We start from the raw sequence: 24,303 nt of genomic DNA, 5'->3' as shown, positions 1-24,303 counted from the left end.
GAGATGGGTTTAAAAAAATATCTAGAAGATATCGAGCCGAATTTTGAAGCCGGTGGTAAATATGAAAAGTTTTATGCACTGTATGAAGCAGCTGCAACTATTTTTTATACACCAGGCTACGTAAATAAAGGCGCGACACACGTACGCGATAACATCGACCTAAAACGTATGATGATTTTAGTGTGGATGGCGACGTTCCCAGCTATGTTTTTTGGTATGTTCAATATCGGTCATCAGGCCGCTGGTGCTTTAGCACAAGGTTTTGAACTAGCAAACACGTGGCAAGTTGGTTTGTTCCAGTTATTCGGTGGCGAGTTAACCGCTGATGCAGGCTGGGGCGCTAAGATGTTCTATGGAGCATGTTTTTTCTTACCTATCTACGCTGTAACATTTGCAGTAGGTGGTTTCTGGGAAGTTATATTTGCTTCAGTGCGTAAGCATGAAATTAACGAAGGTTTCTTCGTTACTTCTGTATTATTTGCACTTATTTTGCCAGCAACTATTCCTTTATGGCAAGTTGCGTTAGGTATTACGTTTGGTGTAGTAATCGCTAAAGAAATCTTTGGTGGTACTGGCCGTAACTTCTTAAACCCTGCTTTAGCCGGTCGTGCATTTTTATTCTTTGCATACCCAGCTCAAATCTCAGGTGACACAGTATGGACAGCAGTAGATTCTTTCTCTGGTGCAACTATGCTAGGCCAAGCATTTGCTGGCACACTTGACTTTGCAAACATGGAATTATGGTGGAATGCGTTTTATGGTTTCATTCAAGGTTCTGTAGGTGAAACATCTACACTTGCATTATTAGTAGGTGGTTTGTTCTTAATTTACGTTCGTATCGCTTCTTGGCGCATCGTACTAGGTGTATTCCTAGGTATGGTAGCAACTGCATTTTTATTAAATGCTGTTGGCTCAGAAACTAACCCTGTATTTGCAATGCCTTGGTATTGGCATTTTGTACTTGGTGGCTTTGCGTTTGGTATGTTCTTTATGGCTACTGACCCTGTATCAGCTGCATTTACTGACAAAGGTAAATTAGCATATGGTCTATTAATTGGCTTTATGGTGGTTATGATACGTGTTGTGAATCCTGCTTTCCCAGAAGGCATGATGCTAGCAATCTTATTTGCTAACTTGTTCGCTCCACTGTTCGATCACTTTGTAGTGCAGGCTAATATTAAGCGGAGGTTGGCACGTAATGTCTAGTAATAACGAATCAATCGGCAAAACGTTATCAGTTGTTGTAGCACTATGTTTAGTGTGTGCAATCATTGTATCGTTTGCTTCTGTACAGCTTCGTCCTTTACAGCAAGCTAATAAAAACAAAGATATTCAAAGCAATATCTTAGCTGCTGCGGGCATCGACAAAGTTGAAAATGTTCTTGAAACATTTGATGCAAAAATCGAAGCGCGCGTTGTAAACATGACTACAGGTGAGTTTGTAGATACAGACCCAACAATCTTTGACTTTGAAAAAAGCAAATATGATGCAGCGCTAAGTGTTTCTCTTCAAGAGAAAGGCGTTAAAGATATTGCTGGTATTCAACGTGTGACTAAAGAGTCACCGGTGTATATCTCTAAAAAAGAAGATGGCTCAGTTGATGCAATCATTCTTCCTATCCAAGGCTACGGCTTATGGGGCTTAATGTACGGTTTTATCTCGCTTGAAAGCGATGGTGAAACAGTTAAGGGCATTATCTTTTACAAGCATAATGAAACCCCAGGTCTTGGTGGCGAAATCCAAAATCCACAGTGGACTGCTACATGGGAAGGTAAAGAACTTCCAATTCAAATTGTTAAAGGTACTGCGGGCAATGATGAGCATAAGATCGATGGTCTTTCAGGTGCTACATTAACGTCTAACGGTGTTGATCATGCAGTTGACTTTTGGACTGGCGAAAATGGCTTTGGCCCTTTCCTTGCGAAAGTACGTAAAGGAGCATTGAAATAATGGCTGATACTAAAGAAATGAAGGCGGTCCTATTTGGTCCGGTTTTAGCTAACAACCCAATCGCACTACAAGTACTTGGTATTTGTTCTGCGCTAGCGGTAACGTCTAGCTTAAAAAATGCGTTAATTATGTCAATAGCATTGACACTTGTAACTGCGTTTTCGAGCTTCTTTATCTCGCTTATTCGTAACCAGATCCCATCATCTGTACGTATCATCGTACAAATGACCATTATCGCATCATTGGTAATCGTTGTTGACCAAGTATTACAGGCATTTTCTTATGCTACTGCAAAAGAGCTTTCTGTATTCGTTGGTCTAATCATTACTAACTGTATCGTAATGGGTCGTGCTGAAGCATACGCGATGAAGTCGCCACCACTTATGTCATTCCTTGACGGTATTGGTAACGGCTTAGGTTACTCTGTAGTACTACTTACTGTTGGTTTCATTCGTGAGCTATTTGGTAAGGGTTCACTATTCGGTGTTGATATTATCCCATTAGTACAAGATGGCGGTTGGTATCAGCCTATGGGTCTATTGATCTTACCACCGAGTGCATTCTTCATCATTGGTTTATTCATATGGGTACTGCGTACTTATAAGAAAGACCAAGTAGAAGCTAAAGCGTAAGGGGCAAATAGTGGAACATTATATTAGTTTATTTGTAAAAGCCGTTTTTATTGAGAACTTAGCGTTGTCATTCTTCTTAGGCATGTGTACTTTTTTAGCGGTATCTAAAAAAGTAACTACATCAATTGGCCTAGGCATAGCGGTTATAGTTGTATTGGGTATTTCTGTACCTGTAAACAACTTGGTTTATCATGCGGTACTTGCACCTGGTTCACTAACTTGGTTAGGTTACCCAGATGCAGATCTTAGCTTTTTACGTTTCTTAACTTTCATTGGTGTTATTGCAGCACTTGTGCAAATTCTTGAAATGGCATTAGATAAGTTTTTCCCTGCACTATACAACGCGTTAGGTATCTTCTTACCACTTATCACAGTTAACTGTGCAATATTTGGTGCGGTATCATTCATGGTTGAGCGTAACTATAACTTCGGCGAGTCTGTTGTTTATGGTATTGGCGCTGGTGTTGGTTGGGCACTTGCAATTACATTACTTGCAGGTATCCGTGAGAAACTGAAATACTCAGACGTACCTGACGGCTTACGTGGTTTAGGTATTACCTTCATCACTGTTGGTTTAATGGGACTTGGCTTTATGTCATTCTCTGGTATTTCACTGTAAAGGTAGCGAGGATAAATCATGGATTATCAGATTTTCTTAGGCGTTGGTGTTTTTATCGCTATCGTTGTACTACTGGTTTTAGTCATCATTGGTGCTAAATCTCAGTTAGTTGCAAGTGGCGATATTATCATCGGCATTAATGGCGACCCAGATAAAGCCATTAAAACATCAGCAGGTAGTAAGCTTTTAGGCGCACTATCTGAGTCAGGTATATTTGTATCATCTGCTTGTGGTGGCGGTGGCTCTTGTGGTCAGTGTCGTGTACACATTAAAGAAGGTGGTGGTGATATTCTGCCAACTGAGCTTGATCACATATCTAAAGGTGAAGCCCGTGAAGGCTGTCGTTTAGCGTGTCAGGTAAATGTTAAAAATGACATGGAAATTGAGCTTGAAGAGTCAATTTTCGGTGTTAAGAAGTGGGATTGTGAAGTTATCTCTAATGATAACAAAGCAACGTTCATCAAAGAACTTAAGCTGCAAATTCCAGATGGCGAGTCAGTGCCGTTTCGTGCGGGTGGTTACATCCAAATCGAAGCTCCACCTCACCATGTTAAATATGCAGATTTCGATGTTCCTGAAGAGTATCGTGGCGACTGGAACCATTTTGGTTTCTTCGATCTGGAGTCAAAAGTAGACGAAGAAACAATTCGTGCTTACTCAATGGCTAACTACCCAGAAGAAGAAGGCATCATTATGCTTAACGTGCGTATTGCTGCTCCACCTCCAAGAAACCTTAGCTTGCCATGTGGTAAAATGTCTTCGTACATTTGGTCACTTAAAGAAGGCGACAAGGTAACTATCTCGGGTCCATTTGGTGAGTTCTTTGCTAAAGACACTGACGCAGAAATGGTATTTGTTGGTGGTGGTGCTGGTATGGCGCCAATGCGTTCTCATATCTTTGACCAACTTAAACGTTTGAACTCTAAACGTAAGATGAGCTTTTGGTATGGTGCACGTTCTGAGCGTGAAATGTTCTACGTAGAAGATTTTGACGGCCTAGCCGCTGAAAATCCTAACTTCGTATGGCATACAGCACTTTCAGATCCACAGCCTGAAGATAACTGGGAAGGCTATACTGGCTTTATCCATAACGTGTTATTTGAGAACTATCTTAAAGATCACGAAGCGCCTGAAGATTGTGAGTACTACATGTGTGGTCCTCCAATGATGAATGCGGCAGTTATTACTATGCTTAAAGATTTAGGTGTTGAAGACGAAAATATCTTACTAGATGACTTCGGTGGCTAACACTAATACCAAAACAGTTTAGTTTTGGTTAAAATACCAGCCTCGTAGCACTTGTGTTACGAGGCTTTTTTTATTCTTTAATTTTATCAATCTATTAAGTAGAGCTGTTATGAATCGAGTAAGTACTTCACAGGGCATAATGGCCTTTTTACTAATTACACTGACTTTATTATTGTCTGGGTGTGGTGAAAAGCCAGAGTTAAAAGAAACCTTTTTAGAAGGTAAGACTATGGGTACCACTTATCATATTAAATATTATGATGAGCAAGCTCAGCTATCGGCTTCACAACTACAGCTGCAAATAGACGCTGTTTTAAAAGATGTGAACCAATCTATGTCTACTTACATAGAAGACTCTGAAATAAATACATTTAACAGATTACCTGCAAATCAAGTTATGCCAATTAGCGAAGATTTTAGGGCTGTTATAAGCGAGTCTATTCGCTTGGGTGAATCGACTAAAACACTCGACGTAACAATGGGGCCTTTAATTGATTTATGGGGCTTTGGGCCTGATAAAAAACCAACTAATCGCCCAAGTGATGAAGCACTTGCTGCAATGATTGAAAAAATTGGTATAGATAAACTTAATCTTACAGAGCAGGGGCTAGCTAAAACTGTTGATGAATTGGAGCTTTCTTTTTCGGCAACAGCTAAGGGCTATGGTATTGATAAAGTTGCCCAGTTATTAGAAAGCCACGATATTACTAATTACATGGTTGAGATTGGTGGTGAGCTGCGTATAGCGGGTGAAAAGCCAAATAATCAGGATTGGAAAATTGCGATTGAGCAACCTGATGCACAACCTGGAGAGCGTAAGGTACACCGTGTTTTATCACCAGGTACAAGTGGTATAGCTACATCGGGTGATTACCGTATTTTTTATAAAATGGATGGCGAAATCTATACTCATTTAATTGATCCAGCAACAGGTATGCCTATTAAGCACGACTTAGTGTCGGTAACTGTGCTTCACCCAAGCGCTATGACAGCAGATGGTTTAGCGACGGCACTTACTGTAATGGGGATGCAAAAAGCGCAAGCTTATGCTGAACAACATGATTTACCGGTTTATTTAATAGGTAAATCAAAAGAGGGTTTAGTTACCTACTCAAGCCCAGCATTTAAGCCTTATTTATAGTATGGTGCTGACTTGTTTATTTCCGTGTTATTTGGGTATATAATAGCAGTCGCTCAAAAATATTTGAGTTTAATTTATTGCTGATCAATAGGGGCTAAGCAATGTCACTTTTTCTTCTTACTTTTGGCTTACTAATTTTGATAGTTTCGGCTATGGCCGTTGGTATGATCGTGCAAAAAAAATCTATGGCAAGCAGCTGTGGTGGTTTAGGTTCGGTTGGTATTGATAAAGCCTGTGATTGCGATGATCCATGTGATAAACGCAAAAACCGTTTAGCAAAAGAGCAAGCCTGGAAAGAAAACCGAATTATTTAAGCCTGTCTTAAATATTAAAAAGCGCTTTATAGCGCTTTTTTTGTACCTGTAAAACGCCTCCGCATCATCGTTTCCAAAGTAATCCAATCTAAATGTATTAGACAAAGGTATATAGTTTAGTTTTTTTCACCTATTAGGTTTATTTTTCTCGTTTGTCAAATTGGAGCTAACACTCTAAAGTTTAACCATAGACAAAGAGCAAGGCTCTCGTCATAAGCTTGAGGCATAAGTTAGCCTCGCTTAAAAGAATCTTTATATTGTGTGTGAAGATGTTGTCAGTGTGAAAGGCAACTCAAATTCGGTGGTGACTGCATTTGAGTTGTTTTTATTTCCCTACAATTGCCACGTAATGTATACCAAGAATCTTTATATTGTGTGTGAAGATGTTGTCAGTGTGAAAGGCAACTCAAATTCGGTGGTGACTGCATTTGAGTTGTTTTTATTTCCCTACAATTGCCACGTAGTGTAAACCAAGAATCTTTATATTGTGTGTGAAGATGTTGTCAGTGTGAAAGGCAACTCAAGTTCGGTGGTGACTGCATTTGAGTTGTTTTTATTTCCCTACAATTGCCACGTAATGTAAACCAAAAATCTTTATATTGTGTGTGAAGATGTTGTCAGTGTGAAAGGCAACTCAAGTTCGGTGGTGACTGCATTTGAGTTGTTTTTATTTCCCTACAATTGCCACGTAATGTAAACCAAAAATCTTTATATTGTGTGTGAAGATGTTGTCAGTGTGAAAGGCGGCTCAAGTTCGGTGGTGACTGAATTTGGGCTGTTTTTATTTGTGCCACACAATTATTACTCCCTCCTAAAAACCTATAATCCTATTAAATATTTCTCTTTAAATCGTTTTTTATTTAAACTAACCGAATGTTTTTTATCGTGTTATTTTTTATTAACAAAATAGCTTCGAAAGCTTAACTCAAATTAATTGATTTTTAGTTGAACAGAAAATTCTCTTTGTTATACTCAAGTTCGAACTTTCAGTAAGTTTTGAAAGTTTGGTTGATACGGATCAATTTTCGCTAGGTAAATATGTGCTAGCTGGATTTGATTGTATTTAGCACCTGGTTTTAGGGCTTACAACAGCAATGTTTTTTAAATTTTTCCATTGCGAACTGTATTACTCTAATTTTGTTATAGTCATTTTAGTAGGTTAATGTCTTTGAACACACTTTCTTTGCATCATACAACTACGGAACTTGCCTCTGGCGAGCCGCAGACGTGTGAGCGCTTGAATAAAGCAGGCAAGGGCGTGTGTGTAGCTATAACTTTATTAGTGTTTAATACTGTAATGTTGCTAAGTGGTGCATTAGAGGATGCCTTCAAGCTTGAAGCGCTATTAAGTGATGGGTTTATTGTAGAGCCACTGTTACTTAGTCTTGCGCAATTTTTAGCTCATCCGATCATATCAAGTCAGTTACTTATTGGCCTTTGCTGGTTATTGTTCCATATTTGTCCAGCGCGTCGTGCTGGCATAATCCTCCGTAAAGCAGCCTTTGCTTTTAGCGAGGCTAAAGTTCTTCAGCCTGTGATCTCTTCACACGGTTGTCGTGCTCCACCTAGCTTTACAGGTTGCCTGTAACGCTGCATCTTGTTGCTGGTTTTAATTATTTGTTCTTGCTGTAAATAATTAAGGTTAGCTAAAACAAAGTAGCTCCGTGTTTTTTAAACACATTTCAGCCAACCACTACTCACCCAAGTTAACTTTTATTACGTTATATAAATGCGTTTAGAAAGCTGGGTTTGTTGCTAGGTCATTAATGGCATGAGCTTTAGGTTTTGAATAGCCCCCTTATTTTTATAATTTAATTCTAGTTAACTTGGGTTTTTATTGAAAAATCGTTGCTTTGATTTTTATTTTAAGCAGCAAATTGAAACTCTAGGTTTGTAGGATACTCCCTTGTTAATTCGTAACCTTTGTAATATTGCTTTAGCTAGTACAGTGCTGGCGTTGTCAGGCTGTAAAGGCGGGATACTCGATCCAAAAGGGCAGATAGGCATTGATGAGAAAAATTTAATCATCATCGCAACCGTGCTTATGTTGCTTGTAGTCGTTCCCGTTATTGTGATGACTTTGTATTTCGCTTGGAAATATAGAGACACTCAAAACCAAGAAATTTATGCTCCAAAATGGGCTCATTCAAATAAAATTGAAGCCGTTGTTTGGGCTGTTCCTATTGTTATTGTAATCATTTTAGGTGTTATTACCTGGCAGTCTACCCAAGAGCTAGACCCTTACAAACCAATTGAAGGTAAAGGTAAGCATCTTACTGTTGAAGTGGTTTCATTAAACTGGAAGTGGCTGTTTATATACCCTGAGCAAGGTATTGCTACGGTTAATGAATTAGTGTTCCCAGCAAATGTACCTGTTGAATATAAAATCACTTCAGAGAGCACAATGAATTCATTTTTTATTCCGCAATTGGGTAGTCAAATATACTCAATGGCTGGGATGGAAACCAAGCTTCACTTAATTGCAAATGAGCCAGGTACGTTTAAAGGCTTTTCTGCAAATTACAGCGGCGCAGGTTTCACTGGCATGAAATTTAATGCCATTGCTACACCTACTCAAGCTGGTTTTGATAAGTGGGTGAGTGATGTGAAAGCGAATTCAAGCGCTAATAACCTGACTCATGCAAACTATGTTGAGCTTGCAAAAGCAAGTGAAAATAACCCTGTAGCCTATTACGGAAAAGTTGATGACGGCTTATTTCATACCATTGTTATGAAGTATATGCAGGCGCATGGCGATATGAACAAAAAACACCATGCAATGGGCGAACATGGGCAAATGAGTAAAAAGCATCATGAAATGAGTGAGCACTCAATGCCTTCATCTCACAGCCAAGGCGAGGAATAATAATGTCGTTATTAGGTAATCTTTCACTCGACGCAATTCCGTTTCATGAGCCAATTCTTGTGTTCACGATGTCGGTTATTGCGATAGCTGGGCTTATTATTGCCGGGCTTATTACAAAGTATAAAAAATGGGGCGTGCTTTGGCGCGACTGGATCACGTCTGTTGATCACAAACGCTTAGGCGTAATGTATATTCTTTTAGCACTAATAATGCTGTTTCGTGGTTTTTCTGATGCAATAATGATGCGTGCGCAGTTGGCACTTGCTACCAGTGGTGCGCCAGGTTATTTACCACCAGAACACTACGACCAAATATTTACTGCCCACGGCGTAATCATGATCATATTTATGGCAATGCCATTTATGATTGGTCTAATGAACATTGTATTACCACTTCAAATTGGTGCTCGCGATGTTGCTTTCCCATTTTTAAATAATTTAAGTTTTTGGTTTACAGCCAGTGGTGCAATTTTAATTAACTTATCACTTGTGTTTGGTGAGTTTGCAAAAACAGGTTGGGTGGCATATCCGCCGCTTTCGGAGCTGACCTTTAGCCCTGGGGTGGGGGTTGATTATTATATTTGGGCCTTGCAAATATCCGGGCTCGGTACACTTCTAACAGCCGTAAACTTTTTAGCGACCGTGTTTAAAATGCGTGCACCAGGTATGACCCTAATGAAAATGCCAATTTTCACATGGGCATGTACATGGGCAAACATATTAATTGCAGCATCATTCCCAATTTTAACTGCTGTACTTGCAATGCTAACGCTTGACCGTTATCTCGACTTCCACTTCTTTACCAATGAATTGGGCGGTAACGCCATGATGTACATCAACCTGTTTTGGGCATGGGGTCATCCTGAGGTATACATATTAGTATTACCAGCGTTTGGTATTTTTTCTGAAATTATTTCGACCTTTGCCGGTAAACGTTTATTTGGTTACAAATCGATGGTTTACGCCAGCGGTGCAATCTCAATTTTAGGCTTTATTGTTTGGTTACATCACTTCTTTACTATGGGCTCAAGTGCTAACGTTAACGCGTTCTTTGGGGTAATGACCATGGTTATTGCCGTACCAACTGGGGTTAAGTTGTTTAACTGGTTATTTACTATTTACCGAGGTCGTTTACGTATAAGTGTACCGGTACTTTGGACTCTTGGCTTTATGGTTACCTTTACCGTAGGCGGTATGACCGGTGTATTACTTGCCATTCCTGGCGCCGATTATGTACTGCATAACAGCTTATTCTTAATAGCACATTTCCATAACACAATTATTGGTGGTGCTGTGTTTGGTTACCTGGCCGGTTTTGTATTTTGGTTCCCTAAAGCAATGGGCTTTAAACTTAATGAAAAATGGGGCAAAGCATCATTTTGGTGTTGGATTATTGGTTTCTTCGTAGCATTTATGCCGCTGTACGTACTTGGTTTCTTAGGTATGACACGTCGTTTAAACCACACTAACAACCCAGATTGGAACATGTGGTTATACATTGCCGCAGGCGGTGCTGTAATTATTATGTTTGGTATTATCAGCCAAGTAATTCAATTATATGTGAGCTTTAGAGACCGTGAAGCGCTTGACGATACAACAGGCGATCCGTGGAACGGCCACACACTTGAGTGGGCTACAAGTTCACCTCCGCAAATTTATAACTTTGCAACAATTCCACATATCGATGATATTGATGCATGGACCGATATGAAAGAAAAAGGTCAAGCATATCAAGATAAAGCAAACTACAGCCCTATTCATATGCCTAAAAATACATCAGCTGGCGTGTTAATGGCAGCAAGTTTAACAGTATTTTGTTTTGCAATGATTTGGCATATTTGGTGGTTAGCTGTTGTTGGACTAGTAGGCGGAATTGCCGTATTTATCAAACGTTGTTACACCAGCGATGTAGATTACTATATACAACCTGATGAAATTGCACGCATTGAAGCTGCATATAATTCAAGTGGCGTTAAGGAGTTAAAAGCGTGAGTACACTTTCTGCAAATTTAGACTCTGTATCACACGATGATCATGCCCACGCGCATGATCACCACGATACTTCGGGTGATACCGTATTTGGTTTTTGGTTATACCTAATGACCGATTGCCTACTGTTTGCCTCGTTTTTTGCCACTTACGCTGTGTTATTTATGAACACAGCCGGTGGCGTATCGGGTAAAGATATTTTTGAACTCGACTTTGTAGCAGTAGAAACTGCAGCACTACTGATTAGTAGTATTACTTTTGGTTTTGCCATGATTGCCGCTCAAGGGCAAAAAAAGGCACTAACACTGACTTGGTTATTTGTTACGTTTTGTTTAGGTGCTGTGTTTATTGGTATGGAAGTATACGAATTTCATCACCTAATTGTGCATGGTAATGGTCCACAACAAAGTGCCTTTTTAACATCGTTTTTCTCATTAGTTGGCTTACATGGTTTACATGTAACTGCGGGTCTAATTTGGATGACCATAATGATGATTGAAGTTGCTAAACGCGGCTTAGGTAAAGCAACCGTAACGCGTTTAAGCTGCTTAAGCCTATTTTGGCACTTCTTAGACATTGTCTGGATTTGTGTATTTACCGTTGTTTATTTAATGGGAGCAATGTAATGAGCCACAGCGAAACGCATGCGTTAAAGCAAACGCAAAGTGATCATCATGATGAATCTCATGGCAGTGTTAAAACTTACTTAATTGGCTTTGTGCTATCGGTAATTTTAACTGCTATACCGTTTTACATGGTAATGGAAGGTGACTTCTCAAAAGCAACAACGCTTTGGAGCATTGTTACTTTAGCAATCGTACAAATTTGGGTGCATTTAAAATACTTTTTACACCTTAATTTTACCACCGAAGATGGCCGTGCAAGTACTTTCTCATTCCTATTCAGTGCTCTGATCATCGTAATGGTTGTTGGGTTATCTGTTTGGATCATTTATGAATCTAACGCAATGATGATGTACTAGGAGTTGAAGATGTTTCGTCGTTATTTATCAGTGACAAAGCCGGGTATTATTATGGGCAATTTGATCAGCGTAGCGGGCGGGTTTTTACTTGCCTCGCGCGGTGATATAGACCCATGGTTAATGATTGCCACATTAATTGGTTTGTCGCTAGTGGTTGCATCAGGTTGTGCTATCAACAATGTTATAGATAGAGACATAGATGTGGCCATGGCGCGTACTCGTACGCGGGTTACAGTAACGGGCGAAATGTCGGCCTTTGCTGCACTTAGTCACGGTATTTTATTGGGTGTTGTGGGCTTTGGTTTACTTATCGCCTACACCACTCAAGCCGCGGTATTTTTTGCAGCCTTTGGCTACGTAATCTATGTAGGGGTTTATAGCCTCTACATGAAACGCAACTCAGTATATGGCACTTTTGTAGGCAGCCTTTCTGGCGCTGTACCGCCAGTAGTAGGTTACTGCGCCGTAACAGGGCAGTTCGATATGGGCGCATTAATACTGCTAGTCATGTTTAGCTTGTGGCAAATGCCGCACTCTTACGCTATTGCTATTTTTCGCTTTAAAGATTATCAAGCTGCAGGTATTCCTGTATTACCAGTAGCGCAAGGTATCGACAAAGCAAAACGCCATATCGTACTTTACATTGCTGTATACGCATTAGTGGTGATGTTACTGCCAATTACTGGCTACACAGGTGCTGCTTTTATGGCTGTTGCTTGTATTACCAGCTTTTGGTGGTTGCTAATGGCGCTACGTGGTTATCGTCGTAATATTGATATGAGTAGCTGGGCACGTAAAGTGTTCGCATTTTCAATTATTAATATTACAGCGTTAAGTATTGCTATGGCTGTTGATTATCATAGTGTTGCTCCACAGCTATTAACGCTTACCTAATTTAAATTTTTTTACTATTCCAAAGTTAATCCAAAGGCTCGAAAGGGCCTTTTTTTATGCCTAAAATAGTTTTGCAATAGAGCGCTTATTGGCAAGTTCTAGGCTTTGCTTTATTCGTGCTCTTACCTCTGGTGATTTATTTTGGCTTAACTTAAAGTTTCCACTCCAATGAGTGGGAGTAAATTCTATAAAGCTTAATTGTTGATACATTGCTTGGCGATTGCTTTTGGGCACGTCAGTAATCTTCCACATTGGCGTAAAGCCTTGCTCAAAATGGCTCGTTAGTTGCCGCATTATTTTGTTTTTCTCATTATCGCTTTCAATAATATTCACATTTGCAGTTACTTGTACTGATGAATAAAGCCAGCTCGGCAGTGTTTTATTATTACTATACGAGGGAGATAGATAACAGTTATCGCCACTAAATAGTAATTTTACTGACTGTTTATCACATTGCGCTAGCGGGTTATGTTTTGCTACGTGTGCAATAAATACATTACGTGAGGGCTCATATAATACAGGCACTTGGCATATATTATTTAAGTCACTTTGCGAGCAGGGCATTAAAATACTCGCTAGAGGGAATTGCTCAACCAATGCTTGCAAACGTTCAATATTATGTTCTTGAAAATGTGTGGGTGGGTACATTAAAGCTTCTCCTCTAACTGCAACTTAATGCTCTGCCAATGTTCGTCAATAATGCTAAATTTTGCAGTGCTTCTGTAACTTCCATCACTTAGCAATCTATCTTTATGGGCTATACCTTCAAATCGGGCGCCTAGTCGAGTAATTGCATTTCGAGATTTTTGATTTTTTTCGTGGGTATTAAATGTTATTCGCACTAAATTCAACGCGTCAAAAGCGTAGCTAAGCAGTAAATATTTAGTGTGAGTATTAATATAAGTTTGCTGCCAGTGATGGCTTATAAATGTATGACCAATTTCAGCACTTAAGTTATGCGTATCTAATCTAAATAGTCGTGTAGTGCCTACAACCTCTTTGCTGGCTATGTCTACTATGGCAAATACAATTTGTTCTTTTTTATTAAATTGTGCACTGGTGGTAAACCATTCCTTTAACTGTTCGGGTGTTTTTGTATAGTTGCTTAATACCCATTCCCATATTTTTGGATGTTGCCCAGCTTTATATAAGCTTTTTAAATGCTCATAATTTAATGGCTCTAATATGACCTTATTTGTTTTATGTATCTGTTGAGTAAACATGTTGCCTCTATGCTTTGCTATTTACGAGCAACAAATGTACGCCAATTTGGTTTGGTAAAAACAACCAGAATTGGCTTTTTAGCTATACCAGTTATAAAGGGATAACATGCAACCGCTTAATATTGAATTTAATGACTCAAACAAAGCTAAGTACATACAAGTTGCAGATGCTTTACGTGGTTCTATTGTAAAGGGAGATATTGCACCTGGTACAAAACTCAGTTCTGCTCGAGTTATGGCACAAACGTATCAGTTAAATCGCCATACAATAATGAACGCATTGCAGTTATTAGTAGCCGAAGGATGGCTAGAATCCCATGAACGCTCTGGGTATAGCGTTACTCAAACACTACCAATTCAAAGCAGTGCTAACTGTGAGCACACGCCAGTTTTAACACCAAAACCTTATAAATTTGCTACAGAGTTAGCCGTGCCTATTCCGGCAATGAATTTAAAAGACTACGTATATAATTTTGCAGGTGGACTTCCTGATTTAAATAGCTTTCCCTATAAAGAATTTAAACGCTCTATAAGTCATGTATTTAATCATTTAGATATCAGTAAACTTCATTATGGTGATATAGGTGGAGTGAGTGAGCTAAAAGCTCAGATAAGTGATTACTTACATAAAACTAGAAATTTAAAAGCATCAGACTTACTTGTATGTAATGGCTCACAAGAAGCTTTATTTTTAATTTCTAAGGCCTTTATAAGTAAAGATGATTTCGTAGCCGTTGAGACTTTAGGCTACCCACCAGCACGCAAAGCCTTTGCTGCTTGTGGCGCGCAATTAATAGATATAAAACAAGATGAATATGGTTTATGTGTTGATGATTTAAAAGCGCAACTTAGACGATATCCAATAAAAATGCTGTACTTAACTCCGCTGCATCAATATCCAACTACCGTTACGCTTTCGCCCACACGGCGCATGCAAATTTATCAACTATGTTATGAGTATGGCGTAATGATTGTTGAAGATGATTACGATCACGAGTTTCATTATCGCTGTCAGCCATTGCAACCTATGGCTGGGGACGATCCCGCTGGGATTATTATTTACTTATCTACATTTTCTAAAATCATGTTCTCAGGCGCTAGAATTGGCTACATTTGTGCAGCTCCTGAAGTATTAGCACAGTTAACCGCATGGAAGCAGTTAATGAATCATAAAAATGATGTGGTTATGCAGCTAGCCGTTGCGCACTTTATGCAAGAAGGTGGATTTGAGCGCCACTTAAAACGCATGACTAAACACTATAAACAACGTTATGAAGCAATGGACAACACGTTATCGTTGCTGCAATCACAGGGTTTACCAATAGAGTATAAAAAGCCAGACGGCGGTATGGCAATGTGGGTTAACTTAAATAAAAATACGAGTAATATAAAACAAGCAATGCAAAGTAAAAGCGTGTATTTACAAGCAGAATCTGAGTTTTACTTTGCTGATTCAGTGAGAAGTTTAATGCCTAAACAATATAGTTATGTTCGCTTAGGCTTTGCAGGGCAATCAGTTGAGGCAATGAAGCAAGGGATCAAACTCATAACTGAATATAAGTAACTATTTTTTAAAATCATCAACATTGTAATAAAGTGGTTTAAGCGTGCCGCAGTTAATAAATTTATAGGTAAGCTCATTTTCAGCTGGGACACGTTTTGAGGTACGAAGCTTTTGCATACATGCATTAACTAAATCGACAAAAATAAGATGGTTATAGCTCGGCGCTTGTTGAATTTTATGAATATAAATACGCTCAGTCCCACCCAGATTAATCATGTCGTAATCTTGCCATTGCGATGATTCACTTAAATCTTTTAGCTCTCTGGCATACAGTTGCTTAGTCAGTTCAAGCTCTTTTTTTGAGTAAATTAAACTACCACCTTGTTGATAATCACCCTCGTAAATATCGGCAATAATCGTAATTTCTTCACCACGCATTAAATGTTGAATATTAAACGCTTGTGGCTTAACCGTGATTAGCTCAGCATTTCTAACAAAATTTAAGAGTGCGACATCTGGGTTTCCTATTTTATAAACAACTTGCACATCATCTGGAGAATTATAACTAGGTAAGTTAATCGCAATAATAGACGAGCCTTGATTAACCAAAGCCATAGGATGCTCAGCATTGTAAGCGGGGTCTACCGGTGGTAGTTCTGCTTTTTCTTCTTCAGCTGCGGCAAAGCCACTTAAAGTGATTAGTAATAAAGTAAGTAGTAAGCGCATTATAATCTCAATTAATTTATGAGCTTAAATTGTAGTATAAAAATATATATTACATTGAGTTAATTACACTTAATACTTAACTGCAAAGGATTGTATAAAAGGCTCAAATGAGCCTTTTATACAATTTCAAGGTAATCTCAAAACGACATTAAAATAATCGCGACTAAATAAGCACTACTTAATTGCTTTTTTTACTTCTCGCCAATCTATTATTTTAAAGTTTTGAGGCTGCTGTGGCATGCGGTTATAACCATCTTGTACAACTAAAATACCTTCAGGATAACCCGGAAGGGACTTAGCTGTTACTGTTAATCCGTCGGTTTCTGATGTGCCATCAATACCATTAACCAAATCACTTATTACACTAAACTTACCTGCAAACTCTAAGCTAGGTGTTTTAATGCCTTGAGTACCATTCTTTATTTTATACAATACGTAGCTGTTATCACCTTGGCTGGAAACAACTAAATAACGTGTTTTGTCGCTGTGGTAAATTTCCATACCTTCAACATCATCAACAAGTTGCTCATTTATACCTTGTAGCATAACCGGTGTACTGCCTGCCGTTGGCTCTGCACCTATAAACCAAATACCGGCATCTTCTTCGCCTACAAATAATTGTCCTAGTTCATCATCTGCACTACATCCTTCTGGTTGGCTTGGTAGGTTAAACTCGCGAACAAGTTTGCCTGTTATTTTTTCGTTATTCTCACTGATTTTATATTGCTGATATAGCCCCGATTTATCATTTACAAATACATAGTTCCCCGTATTTGACGAGTACATACATAAGCCATAAATTTCATCAAGATTGGTAGGAATATCAGCAATGTACTTCACACTATTATTAGCTTGTACTGTAAATACACTAATACCGTTAAGCGTTCGGTTACTGGCAGTTATTAATGTATTGGTACTGTTTTTAATCGTGCTATTTTGTCGCAGGTCTACGTTATTTAAACGACCAACTTCAAGTGACTGTTCAAGCTTGCCATTTAGGCTGTATACCATTAGTCCACGGCGTTTATCGGTGCCTAAAATTAAGCTGTTTGCTGCATCTTTAGGGTTAACCCAAATTGCCGGATCGTCTGCTGCATCACCAAATGCTTGAACGGGGACCGTTTGTGCACTTGCCTTTATTTGAGTGATTGATTGAGTGTTGGTTTTTAATGATTTTTTGATAGGTGTTACAGGTAATGTACTTTTAATATAAGCGCCTGTTTCATCGTTATACAGCACTGCCGTTGCCGCGTTGTTACTTGTGTAATTTACCGCTACCGATTCCAAGCTCAAGTCACCATTTAACATCCAGTTATTAAGCATTTTACTAATTGGATCATAAGCATACACAGTATTGTTTTTGGTACTAGTAAACCAGATAATACCATCTTGCGAAGCTGAAATAGCTCCTAGTTCACTGTGTAACTTTCCAAAGGGGGCGACTAAAGCAATCGGTTTTTTATCTGCTTGCGATTCCGCGTTCGCGTTTATTGCCCAAATGCCTACTTCGCTTTCACTTACATATAAGGTATTTGTTGTTGTACTTACAGCACAACCTGATGCCTCACTCACGCCAGAAAATTCACGTACATTTACGTTAACCGCTTTATTATTCGCTGTATCAAAAATAATAGTTTCGGTAATTAGCCCGCGTACATCAGGTACAAATGCTGATATTGATTCACTCGCTTTATTAGCAAATAAACACACTGTATCGGATTGTGCTTGTGGTGGGTTAATGCGGGTTAGTTCAATTGTATCCCAGCCACTTTGAGTGTGCTCAAGCTTAAATATAACTACGTTATCTTGATTGTTATCAATAGTTGCAACCAAAAATGAGTGTGCTGTTAGCTTAGTGACAGCAAGCGCTTCAAAGTTACCTTTTTTTATAATGCGGCTTTGTTGCGTTTCACTTTCAACTAACACTAAGCCTTTGTTTTCGCTTGCTAGCAACCAATTGTTATTATTTAACCATGCCGCTTGTGAGCCTTGCATGTTATCTGTTGGACCAAATTCAGTACTATTAATGACTACTTTATCGGATGTGTTTTTTACTGCCGTATTTGTAGCCATGTTACTATTGCTACATGCACTTAATGTACTAAGCACTAAGCTACTTACAATTAAGCTAATAGATGTTTTTAATTTAAAGTTCATGTTGTAACCCTTTATTGGTCAAAGCGCTTTTGAGTGCTGTAACGCACTTCGCCTTTATAGTTAATAGCCGTTGCTTTTAGTGCTTCATAGTTAATCGAAAAGCTCAAAAATCCTGGAGTAGCTTCTGCAAAACGCGTAAATTCACGTTGTTTTACGTAACGCGCTTCGCTACCACCACCAGATACAAAGTGGTCGAGTTTACTGCCATCTATTTGGTTATGTTGCAGGTCATGTTCGTGTCCAGCTATGTATGCTTGCACACCATTTTGCTCAAATATGGGCTCGAGTAAATTACGTAAACCTTCAGTAAGTCCGTAACGTTTTCCACTGCTATAAAGTGGGTGATGACCAACCACTATTTTCCATCGTGCTTGGCTATTTGATAGTTGGCTATCTAACCATGTTAATTGCGCTTGGCTGTTTTGCCCTTGAGTTGCTTTGTATTTTTCGCGTGTTTTGTATTCAGGATTTAAAGTATTAGTGTCTAAAAACACCATTAATATCTGCTCGCCACCTTTTAAAGTAAAGGTTTTGCTGTAATAGCGTGCAGGTAAATTCCAGCGCTGACTTTTTTTACTGTAATCAAGTTGTGCTTGCGCATTACCTAAATAATCATGATTACCCAGTACTACATACCAAGGCTCGAATGTATGTGGACCATGGTAAATATCTTCATAGGCACTTTGCCAAAGCGGGTCGTTAACACTTGCCACGCCATTGGGATAAAAGTTATCGCCAGTTGAAATAGTAAAATCACCATTCGTTTGAAACATCGCTATTTCTAACTGGTGTGCTACGTCTTTTTGATAAAAGTGCCCGTTATGACCCCAATCACCAATAACCGTAAAATTTAAGCTCTTAGGCAGCACCGTCAAGTTGGCAATTTTTTGTTGCTCGTATAATACGCCTGTGTACGTTACGTTTGCCAATACGCTTTGTATACTGCATAAGCCGAGTGTTATTAGCAGTAATGTTTTTTTTATCATTATTGTTCTCCCATGTTTGGTAGCGCTAAATAAAGTGATTAGCACTACCTCATAAACTTATTTAAAACGCGTAACGCAGCATAAGTTGATAAACCGGTCCCGCTTCTTCAGACTCAATTTCGTACTCATCAAAGCTTCTACTAAACTGATCTTCAACGGTATCAAATTTATTAAAGGTTTCGTCTTTACTTGCATCAAGTAGGTTTGAACCCACCAAGCGTAGCGTTACATCTTCCCAACGTTTTTCTAAAAACACTTCAAAGTCGGCACTGTAAGATGTAGTTATTTCTTCACCTACAATACGTCCATAGGCATCACCTTGCTTACGGTAAGTTACGCCAAATGCAGCTTTGAGTTCGGGTAAGTCTTGAATAAACCCTACGTTATAAACGTAGTCTGATTGGTCGTTAAATTTGCGAGTTCCAAAAAAATCGGTTACTTCACTATCAAGCCATGAGTAGTTTAAAAATACACCCGTATTAGGCATGCTAAATGCGCCAAGTGGAGTAGATAAATCAAGCTCAACTCCTTTAACATTACCATCGCCTGTGTTGCGTGGTTGCAGTACAAACGTACCTTCGCCCTCAGAGCCTTCTTGTCCTGTATTTGCTATTTCTATTAGGTCATTTACTTTGCGATAAAATAAATTAATACCTACAACGCCACTTTTTCCTAAGCGATACTCGTAGCCTAAGTCCATACCCCAAGCTGATTCTGGTTTTAATTCAGGGTTCCCTAGTTGGTCGTTATCGCCAAGCTCTTTTTCGATAAGTGCTGGCGTTAAAAAATCAAACTCAGGGCGGCGTAAACTACGCGCAATCGATGCACTTATACGGCCATTTTCGCTAACGTTATAACGAAAGTGTGCCGAGGGGAGGATAAAGTCGTAACCATTATTTTCGGTCACGCCAATTGTTTTATCATTAATTTTAGAATCGGTAGACTCCCAGCGAACCCCCAGCTCCCAAGCAAATAAATCATCTTTGTGCTTAACAAGGGCAAATAAGTCAAAGCGATCTTCTTCTAAAGTATTTACACCACCAGTAACCGCTTCGTACTCGCTATTAAATGCAGCAAGCGTTAAAGGTGTTGCTGCGTATTGATCCCAACTGGTAAGTGCAAGTTCTAATTCGTTTTGCGATTCTAAAATTTCACTGTCGCGTTTTTTATTTTGTAAAAATGCACCAAACTGAATTTCTTTGCTGTCACCCCAAGGTTGGCTGTGTTGCCACTGTAGAGTCCATTCTTTATCATCTATTTCACTTTTAGTTTGCTCTTCTTCAAATACCATAGGCAGCTCTGAGGTATCTAATTCGACTTCTTCCTCATAAACAGACTCTTCAAACCGAGCAAAGCCAAATTTAAACTTACTTGTGCCGCTTAGTAGTGGAAATTCATAAGCGGTATTGATGTTGTAATTAGTTTGGTCAATATATTTAACATTGGCATTATCTGTTTCTAAGTTACCGCCATTTACAATATCGTTATTGGTTGCAGTTGGGTTGTTGTATTCAAATGAACGCTCATCCTCAGTACGCTCTGTATCAACCCACATAGCGCTAATATTAAACTGACTATCGTCGTCAAAAACAATTTCGTAGCTGGAGTTAAGTGACGTGTCGTCACCATCGCGAGTGTCTGATTGGTCTTCGCGGTTATCAAATTCTTCTGTTTGAAAGTTTATATTGTTTTCAGGGCTATCGCCGTAGCGCAAACTAGTTTTTTGTTTTGGGTTATATCTGCCTTGTAAATTTGCACCAAGTAATAAGCGCCCACCAGCAAATTCAGTACCGTACACAGCAGCCAAACTTTCTTTAAATTCACCATCGTCATAAAGCAAGCCACCAGCACGCAAGTAACCGCCATCTAAACTGTAACCATCGCGCAATACAATATTTAATGTGCCCGCAATAGCATCGGCTGAGCGGTTAGCACTTGATGAGCGAATTATTTCAACGCGTTCAATTAACTCAGCCGGAATTCGGTCAACAAAAAATGAACGATCGGCACCAGCGCCAGGTACTTCTTCACCGTTTATAAGCACCTTTGTATAAGCAGGGCTTAACCCCCGCATACGTGCACCATCCGATTCAAGCACATCCGATAAAAATGTAACACTGGGTACTCGTTTTAATGCATCGCCTGCGGTCAATGGTTCAAAACGTTGAAAGTACTCTTGTGAATATTCTAAGGTTGGTGCGAGTTCGTCTGAGCGGTTTCTGTAGCCAATTTCACCGTATACAACAATTTTGTCAGAAACTTCGATATCTTTTTTTGTGGTTTCTTTTGCATTATCCTCTGCATAAGCCGTCAAATTACATAAGGCTAATGCGGCTACCAGTGCTTTTATTTTAAAGTCTTTCATTGTATTTGCTCTTGGTTATTGCTGGGTTGTTTCTTGGTATGGCGAGCAAGCTAAAGATATTTGATTACGTATATGTGACAGTGTTTAGTTTAAATACATGTATTTAGAGGTGTTTGAGCAATATGTAGAGCGTATTGAGCTTTTATCACTCCTCGTAAAGTCAGGTGTTATGTACCGTGCAGGGCTGTTTTTAAAGTAGGTATCATCTCGTTGTCATATAGCTGAGCTAATATGACCCTGCTAACAAAAACTTGTATGAACTAACTTTAAAACTCATTTATAAAGAGATACCGCACATGCGATTTAACCCCTTTATCAGCCACCGATTATTAATAAACGCTATTATTGCGATGTTTTTTAGCGCTGTATTTTTAAGTAGTTATTTAGGTGTATTAAAAACTTACGCCAGTATTCAGTGGCTCGATATTATGGGGGAGGGCGGTATTGTATTAATGACCCTTGTATGGATTGCCGCGTTATTAATTTCAAGACCGCCGAGTAAAGTAACCACTTACTTAGTGATAGGAGTTGGGTTATTTATGTTTTCGGCAACCCTCGATTTACTTGATGAATGGCTAATGCACCCCGCCCATCAATGGCTCAGTTGGATTGAATCTCTGCCAGCACCTTTAGGCATGTTGTTAACGAGTGTGGGTTTGTATTATTGGCATCAAGAGCAGTACGTATTAAATCGTCAGCTACGCCGCCGTGAAGCGCATTTACGTGAGCACGATAAGGTGTGTCCAATAACGGGCCTTTATAAGGCGCAGTACTTAGATTCAGCAATTAAAGAGCAACTTACGAGCAAACAACCACTCTGGCTTGGGGCTATTGATATTCGTGATTTTTCGCATTTTAATAGTGAGTTTGGCTTTAGTGAGGGCGACCGGTTACTGCGTGAAATTAGCGAGCTATTGTTAATGAATTGCCGACTAAGTGATGTAGTGTGCCGCTACGCCGGAGATTGCTTTATGGTACTAATGCCAGCCACTACAGAGCAGCAAGCTAAAGAGTTGATGGCACAAATTAAAGGAGCTCTAAAGCATTGTGCATTTAAAGTTGAAGCATCTAAAAAAGCAAAGTTTCAATATGTCACTACCGCCTTAATACAAGGTAATAAGCATAGCAGTACAGATAAACTAACAAGCCAACTGCATAGTCAATTACAACAAAAAAAGCATCAACAAAAAGTAGCGCACCGTGCACACGTTTGTTAGCCAAGACGATAAATATTTAAGCGCTCAGGGGCTTATTACGTCAGCTGTAGAGCTTGCTCAAAGCCGAAACATAAATTTACATAAGCTGCTACGCGGTACCGGTATTTTTGAACAAGACTTACTTAATTTTCAGCATACATTTAGTGTGTCTCAGCAGGTGCGTTTATTAGCTCAATTTAAGTTGTTGATGAAAAGTACTGACAGTGGTTTTTTACTCGGTAGCCAACTTATTAACGACACGCGAGCCGAAGCTCAGGCATTAATATATAGCGATAATTTAGCTCAAGTATTAAAGCAATTATCACTTTTAAGAATGCAATTAGCGCCTTTGCTGTTTAGTCAAACGTATATTAAAAACGATAATGTTTATATTTATATTCAGCCTGCACATGGGTTTGATGAAAGCCTTTACCACTATGTGCTAGAGATATACAGCACTGCATTTTATAGTTTACTTAAACGAGTGAGCGAAAGTTACCCGCATTGTCAGTTCGACTTTGCTTTTAAACGCCCTCGGCATATTCAAGAATACGAGCAAAATTTAGGGCTAAAGGTAAGTTTTGATAAGCCATGTACTCGCTGGGTATTAAATAAAACCATGTTAAGGGCTAAAAACCCGCATGCGAGTCAATTACGATTTATGCAAGCGCAGTCGCAGCTACATAATAAAAGCGTAGTTAGCATGACTTTTATTGAAGCCGTCTGCAGATACTTATACTCTCACCCAAGTGCTAATTTAGAGTGTACCGCAAAGCACTTTGCTATGAGCTCAGCTACATTTAAGCGCAGACTCAAACTCAATGGGGTACGCTTTTCAGCGTTAATAGATGAGCAAAATAAGCACAAAGCTATTTACCTACTTACTCTGTGCGCTAAGCATAACGAACAAGTCGCTGAGCATTTAGCTTTTTACGATATACCTAACTTTCGGCGCGCCTTTAAGCGCTGGACAGGCTTAACACCTAATCAGTTAAAAGCGCAATAAGTTACTCAGTTGCCATGTCGATGGAGTGCAACAATGTTCGTGCATTTAAATGAAGGTTTGGAGCTTCTGGATTTGACGTATTAGTCAGCCAAATTACATTGCCTTCTTTATTTACAAACAATGTAGTAGGTGTGCCTCGTATACCTAATTGCTGTGCTATTGCATCGGCTTTTACAGCTGTTTTAAAAGTATAACCTCTTTCGCTAAGTGCTTTAGCGGGAGTAGCATCGTCATCTTCTTTAAAGCTCACGGCAATAACTTTTAAGCCCATATCATCAATTTTTTGAAGTGCTGGCTGCAGCTTTTTACAGTACGGACACCACGTTGCCCAAAAGTGTAAAACGTAAGGTTGACCTAGTAAATCTTGAGTATTGAGTGGCGACCCATCAGCCATTTGTAAATTTAATGTAGGCAATTTAGGATATGTTGCTTCTGAGCTTGTATCTTGTGCGTAAGCTGTAAAGCTTAATAAAATTAGCGTGATGGTAATAAATAGCTGTTTCAT

At 39.2% G+C, this 24,303-nt stretch carries 23 protein-coding genes; 16 read left to right on the top strand and 7 right to left on the bottom strand.

The features are described from left to right. Positions 1 to 3 precede the first annotated feature (3 nt). The 13 genes from I6E69_RS11120 (at position 4) to cyoE (ending at position 12,635) form a co-directional block, all read left to right on the top strand. Positions 4 to 1,206 (top strand): NADH:ubiquinone reductase (Na(+)-transporting) subunit B, encoded by a 1,203-nt coding sequence (locus I6E69_RS11120; RefSeq protein WP_002958899.1) that lies wholly within the window; start codon positions 4 to 6, stop codon positions 1,204 to 1,206. Beyond that, a complete protein-coding gene (locus I6E69_RS11115; RefSeq protein ID WP_002958898.1) occupies positions 1,199 to 1,951 on the top strand; it encodes a Na(+)-translocating NADH-quinone reductase subunit C in 753 nt (250 codons plus the stop codon). Before I6E69_RS11120 ends, I6E69_RS11115 begins: the two co-directional genes overlap by 8 nt. Continuing rightward, on the top strand, positions 1,951 to 2,583 hold the full coding sequence (locus I6E69_RS11110) for an NADH:ubiquinone reductase (Na(+)-transporting) subunit D (protein ID WP_002958897.1): 633 nt from the start codon (positions 1,951 to 1,953) through the stop codon (positions 2,581 to 2,583). The genes I6E69_RS11115 and I6E69_RS11110 overlap by 1 nt, the downstream gene beginning before the upstream one ends. A gap of 10 nt (positions 2,584 to 2,593) precedes the next feature. Continuing rightward, the gene (nqrE, locus tag I6E69_RS11105) at positions 2,594 to 3,202 is read left to right on the top strand and encodes an NADH:ubiquinone reductase (Na(+)-transporting) subunit E (RefSeq protein ID WP_002958896.1); all 609 of its coding nucleotides are present in this window, start codon (positions 2,594 to 2,596) and stop codon (positions 3,200 to 3,202) included. 18 nt (positions 3,203 to 3,220) lie between these two features. Continuing rightward, entirely contained in the window at positions 3,221 to 4,450 is a 1,230-nt protein-coding gene (gene nqrF / locus I6E69_RS11100) for an NADH:ubiquinone reductase (Na(+)-transporting) subunit F (RefSeq protein WP_002958895.1), read from the top strand. Positions 4,451 to 4,559: 109 nt separating this feature from the next. Continuing rightward, positions 4,560 to 5,591: an FAD:protein FMN transferase gene (locus I6E69_RS11095; protein WP_197121267.1), complete on the top strand. Its 1,032-nt coding sequence runs from the start codon at positions 4,560 to 4,562 to the stop codon at positions 5,589 to 5,591. Positions 5,592 to 5,692: 101 nt separating this feature from the next. Then, on the top strand, positions 5,693 to 5,905 hold the full coding sequence (gene nqrM / locus I6E69_RS11090; protein ID WP_197121266.1) for a (Na+)-NQR maturation NqrM: 213 nt from the start codon (positions 5,693 to 5,695) through the stop codon (positions 5,903 to 5,905). A 1,168-nt stretch (positions 5,906 to 7,073) separates the two neighbouring features. After that, positions 7,074 to 7,493 carry a hypothetical protein gene (locus I6E69_RS11085; protein WP_197121303.1) on the top strand — a complete coding sequence of 140 codons (420 nt, stop codon included), beginning with the start codon at positions 7,074 to 7,076 and terminating at the stop codon, positions 7,491 to 7,493. 318 nt (positions 7,494 to 7,811) lie between these two features. Continuing rightward, positions 7,812 to 8,771 carry a ubiquinol oxidase subunit II gene (cyoA, locus tag I6E69_RS11080; RefSeq protein WP_024603771.1) on the top strand — a complete coding sequence of 320 codons (960 nt, stop codon included), beginning with the start codon at positions 7,812 to 7,814 and terminating at the stop codon, positions 8,769 to 8,771. Between the two features lie 2 nt (positions 8,772 to 8,773). After that, positions 8,774 to 10,762 carry a cytochrome o ubiquinol oxidase subunit I gene (gene cyoB / locus I6E69_RS11075; RefSeq protein WP_138489513.1) on the top strand — a complete coding sequence of 663 codons (1,989 nt, stop codon included), beginning with the start codon at positions 8,774 to 8,776 and terminating at the stop codon, positions 10,760 to 10,762. Beyond that, on the top strand, positions 10,759 to 11,385 hold the full coding sequence (cyoC, locus tag I6E69_RS11070) for a cytochrome o ubiquinol oxidase subunit III (RefSeq protein WP_002958100.1): 627 nt from the start codon (positions 10,759 to 10,761) through the stop codon (positions 11,383 to 11,385). Before cyoB ends, cyoC begins: the two co-directional genes overlap by 4 nt. Next, positions 11,385 to 11,741, top strand: coding sequence for a cytochrome o ubiquinol oxidase subunit IV (gene cyoD, locus I6E69_RS11065; RefSeq protein WP_002958101.1), 357 nt, complete (start codon positions 11,385 to 11,387; stop codon positions 11,739 to 11,741). Before cyoC ends, cyoD begins: the two co-directional genes overlap by 1 nt. Before the next feature lie 9 nt (positions 11,742 to 11,750). After that, positions 11,751 to 12,635 carry a heme o synthase gene (cyoE, locus tag I6E69_RS11060; RefSeq protein WP_002958102.1) on the top strand — a complete coding sequence of 295 codons (885 nt, stop codon included), beginning with the start codon at positions 11,751 to 11,753 and terminating at the stop codon, positions 12,633 to 12,635. 60 nt (positions 12,636 to 12,695) lie between these two features. Here the strand turns inward: cyoE and I6E69_RS11055 are convergent, their stop codons facing one another. Beyond that, positions 12,696 to 13,283 carry an FMN-binding negative transcriptional regulator gene (locus tag I6E69_RS11055; RefSeq protein ID WP_197121265.1) on the bottom strand — a complete coding sequence of 196 codons (588 nt, stop codon included), beginning with the start codon at positions 13,281 to 13,283 and terminating at the stop codon, positions 12,696 to 12,698. Beyond that, positions 13,283 to 13,858, bottom strand: coding sequence for a GNAT family N-acetyltransferase (locus I6E69_RS11050; RefSeq protein ID WP_197121264.1), 576 nt, complete (start codon positions 13,856 to 13,858; stop codon positions 13,283 to 13,285). Before I6E69_RS11050 ends, I6E69_RS11055 begins: the two co-directional genes overlap by 1 nt. Before the next feature lie 106 nt (positions 13,859 to 13,964). Between I6E69_RS11050 and I6E69_RS11045 the strand changes: the two genes are divergently transcribed. Further along, positions 13,965 to 15,422 carry a PLP-dependent aminotransferase family protein gene (locus I6E69_RS11045; protein ID WP_197121263.1) on the top strand — a complete coding sequence of 486 codons (1,458 nt, stop codon included), beginning with the start codon at positions 13,965 to 13,967 and terminating at the stop codon, positions 15,420 to 15,422. Here I6E69_RS11045 and I6E69_RS11040 read toward each other — a convergent pair whose 3' ends face one another. The 4 genes from I6E69_RS11040 to I6E69_RS11025 form a co-directional block, all read right to left on the bottom strand. Beyond that, positions 15,423 to 16,088: a hypothetical protein gene (locus tag I6E69_RS11040; protein ID WP_197121262.1), complete on the bottom strand. Its 666-nt coding sequence runs from the start codon at positions 16,086 to 16,088 to the stop codon at positions 15,423 to 15,425. Between the two features lie 174 nt (positions 16,089 to 16,262). Next, a complete protein-coding gene (locus I6E69_RS11035) occupies positions 16,263 to 18,245 on the bottom strand; it encodes a phytase (RefSeq protein ID WP_197121261.1) in 1,983 nt (660 codons plus the stop codon). Positions 18,246 to 18,256: 11 nt separating this feature from the next. Continuing rightward, positions 18,257 to 19,231, bottom strand: a complete 975-nt coding sequence (locus I6E69_RS11030; RefSeq protein ID WP_193226173.1) for a metallophosphoesterase — start codon at positions 19,229 to 19,231, stop codon at positions 18,257 to 18,259. A 61-nt stretch (positions 19,232 to 19,292) separates the two neighbouring features. Continuing rightward, positions 19,293 to 21,596, bottom strand: coding sequence for a TonB-dependent siderophore receptor (locus I6E69_RS11025; RefSeq protein WP_197121260.1), 2,304 nt, complete (start codon positions 21,594 to 21,596; stop codon positions 19,293 to 19,295). 296 nt (positions 21,597 to 21,892) lie between these two features. Between I6E69_RS11025 and I6E69_RS11020 the strand changes: the two genes are divergently transcribed. Next, positions 21,893 to 22,813 carry a GGDEF domain-containing protein gene (locus I6E69_RS11020; RefSeq protein WP_002958110.1) on the top strand — a complete coding sequence of 307 codons (921 nt, stop codon included), beginning with the start codon at positions 21,893 to 21,895 and terminating at the stop codon, positions 22,811 to 22,813. Further along, positions 22,797 to 23,798, top strand: coding sequence for an AraC family transcriptional regulator (locus I6E69_RS11015; protein ID WP_149603056.1), 1,002 nt, complete (start codon positions 22,797 to 22,799; stop codon positions 23,796 to 23,798). The genes I6E69_RS11020 and I6E69_RS11015 overlap by 17 nt, the downstream gene beginning before the upstream one ends. 1 nt (position 23,799) lies before the next feature. Here the strand turns inward: I6E69_RS11015 and I6E69_RS11010 are convergent, their stop codons facing one another. Then, positions 23,800 to 24,303: a TlpA disulfide reductase family protein gene (locus I6E69_RS11010; RefSeq protein ID WP_197121259.1), complete on the bottom strand. Its 504-nt coding sequence runs from the start codon at positions 24,301 to 24,303 to the stop codon at positions 23,800 to 23,802.

Origin of the sequence: Pseudoalteromonas sp. NZS100 (assembly GCF_015864815.1) — a bacterium.
Classification (GTDB): Bacteria; Pseudomonadota; Gammaproteobacteria; order Enterobacterales; family Alteromonadaceae; genus Pseudoalteromonas; species Pseudoalteromonas distincta.
The sequence above is the reverse complement of the archived record's forward strand: the minus strand, read 5'-3'. Positions and strand labels throughout refer to the sequence as shown.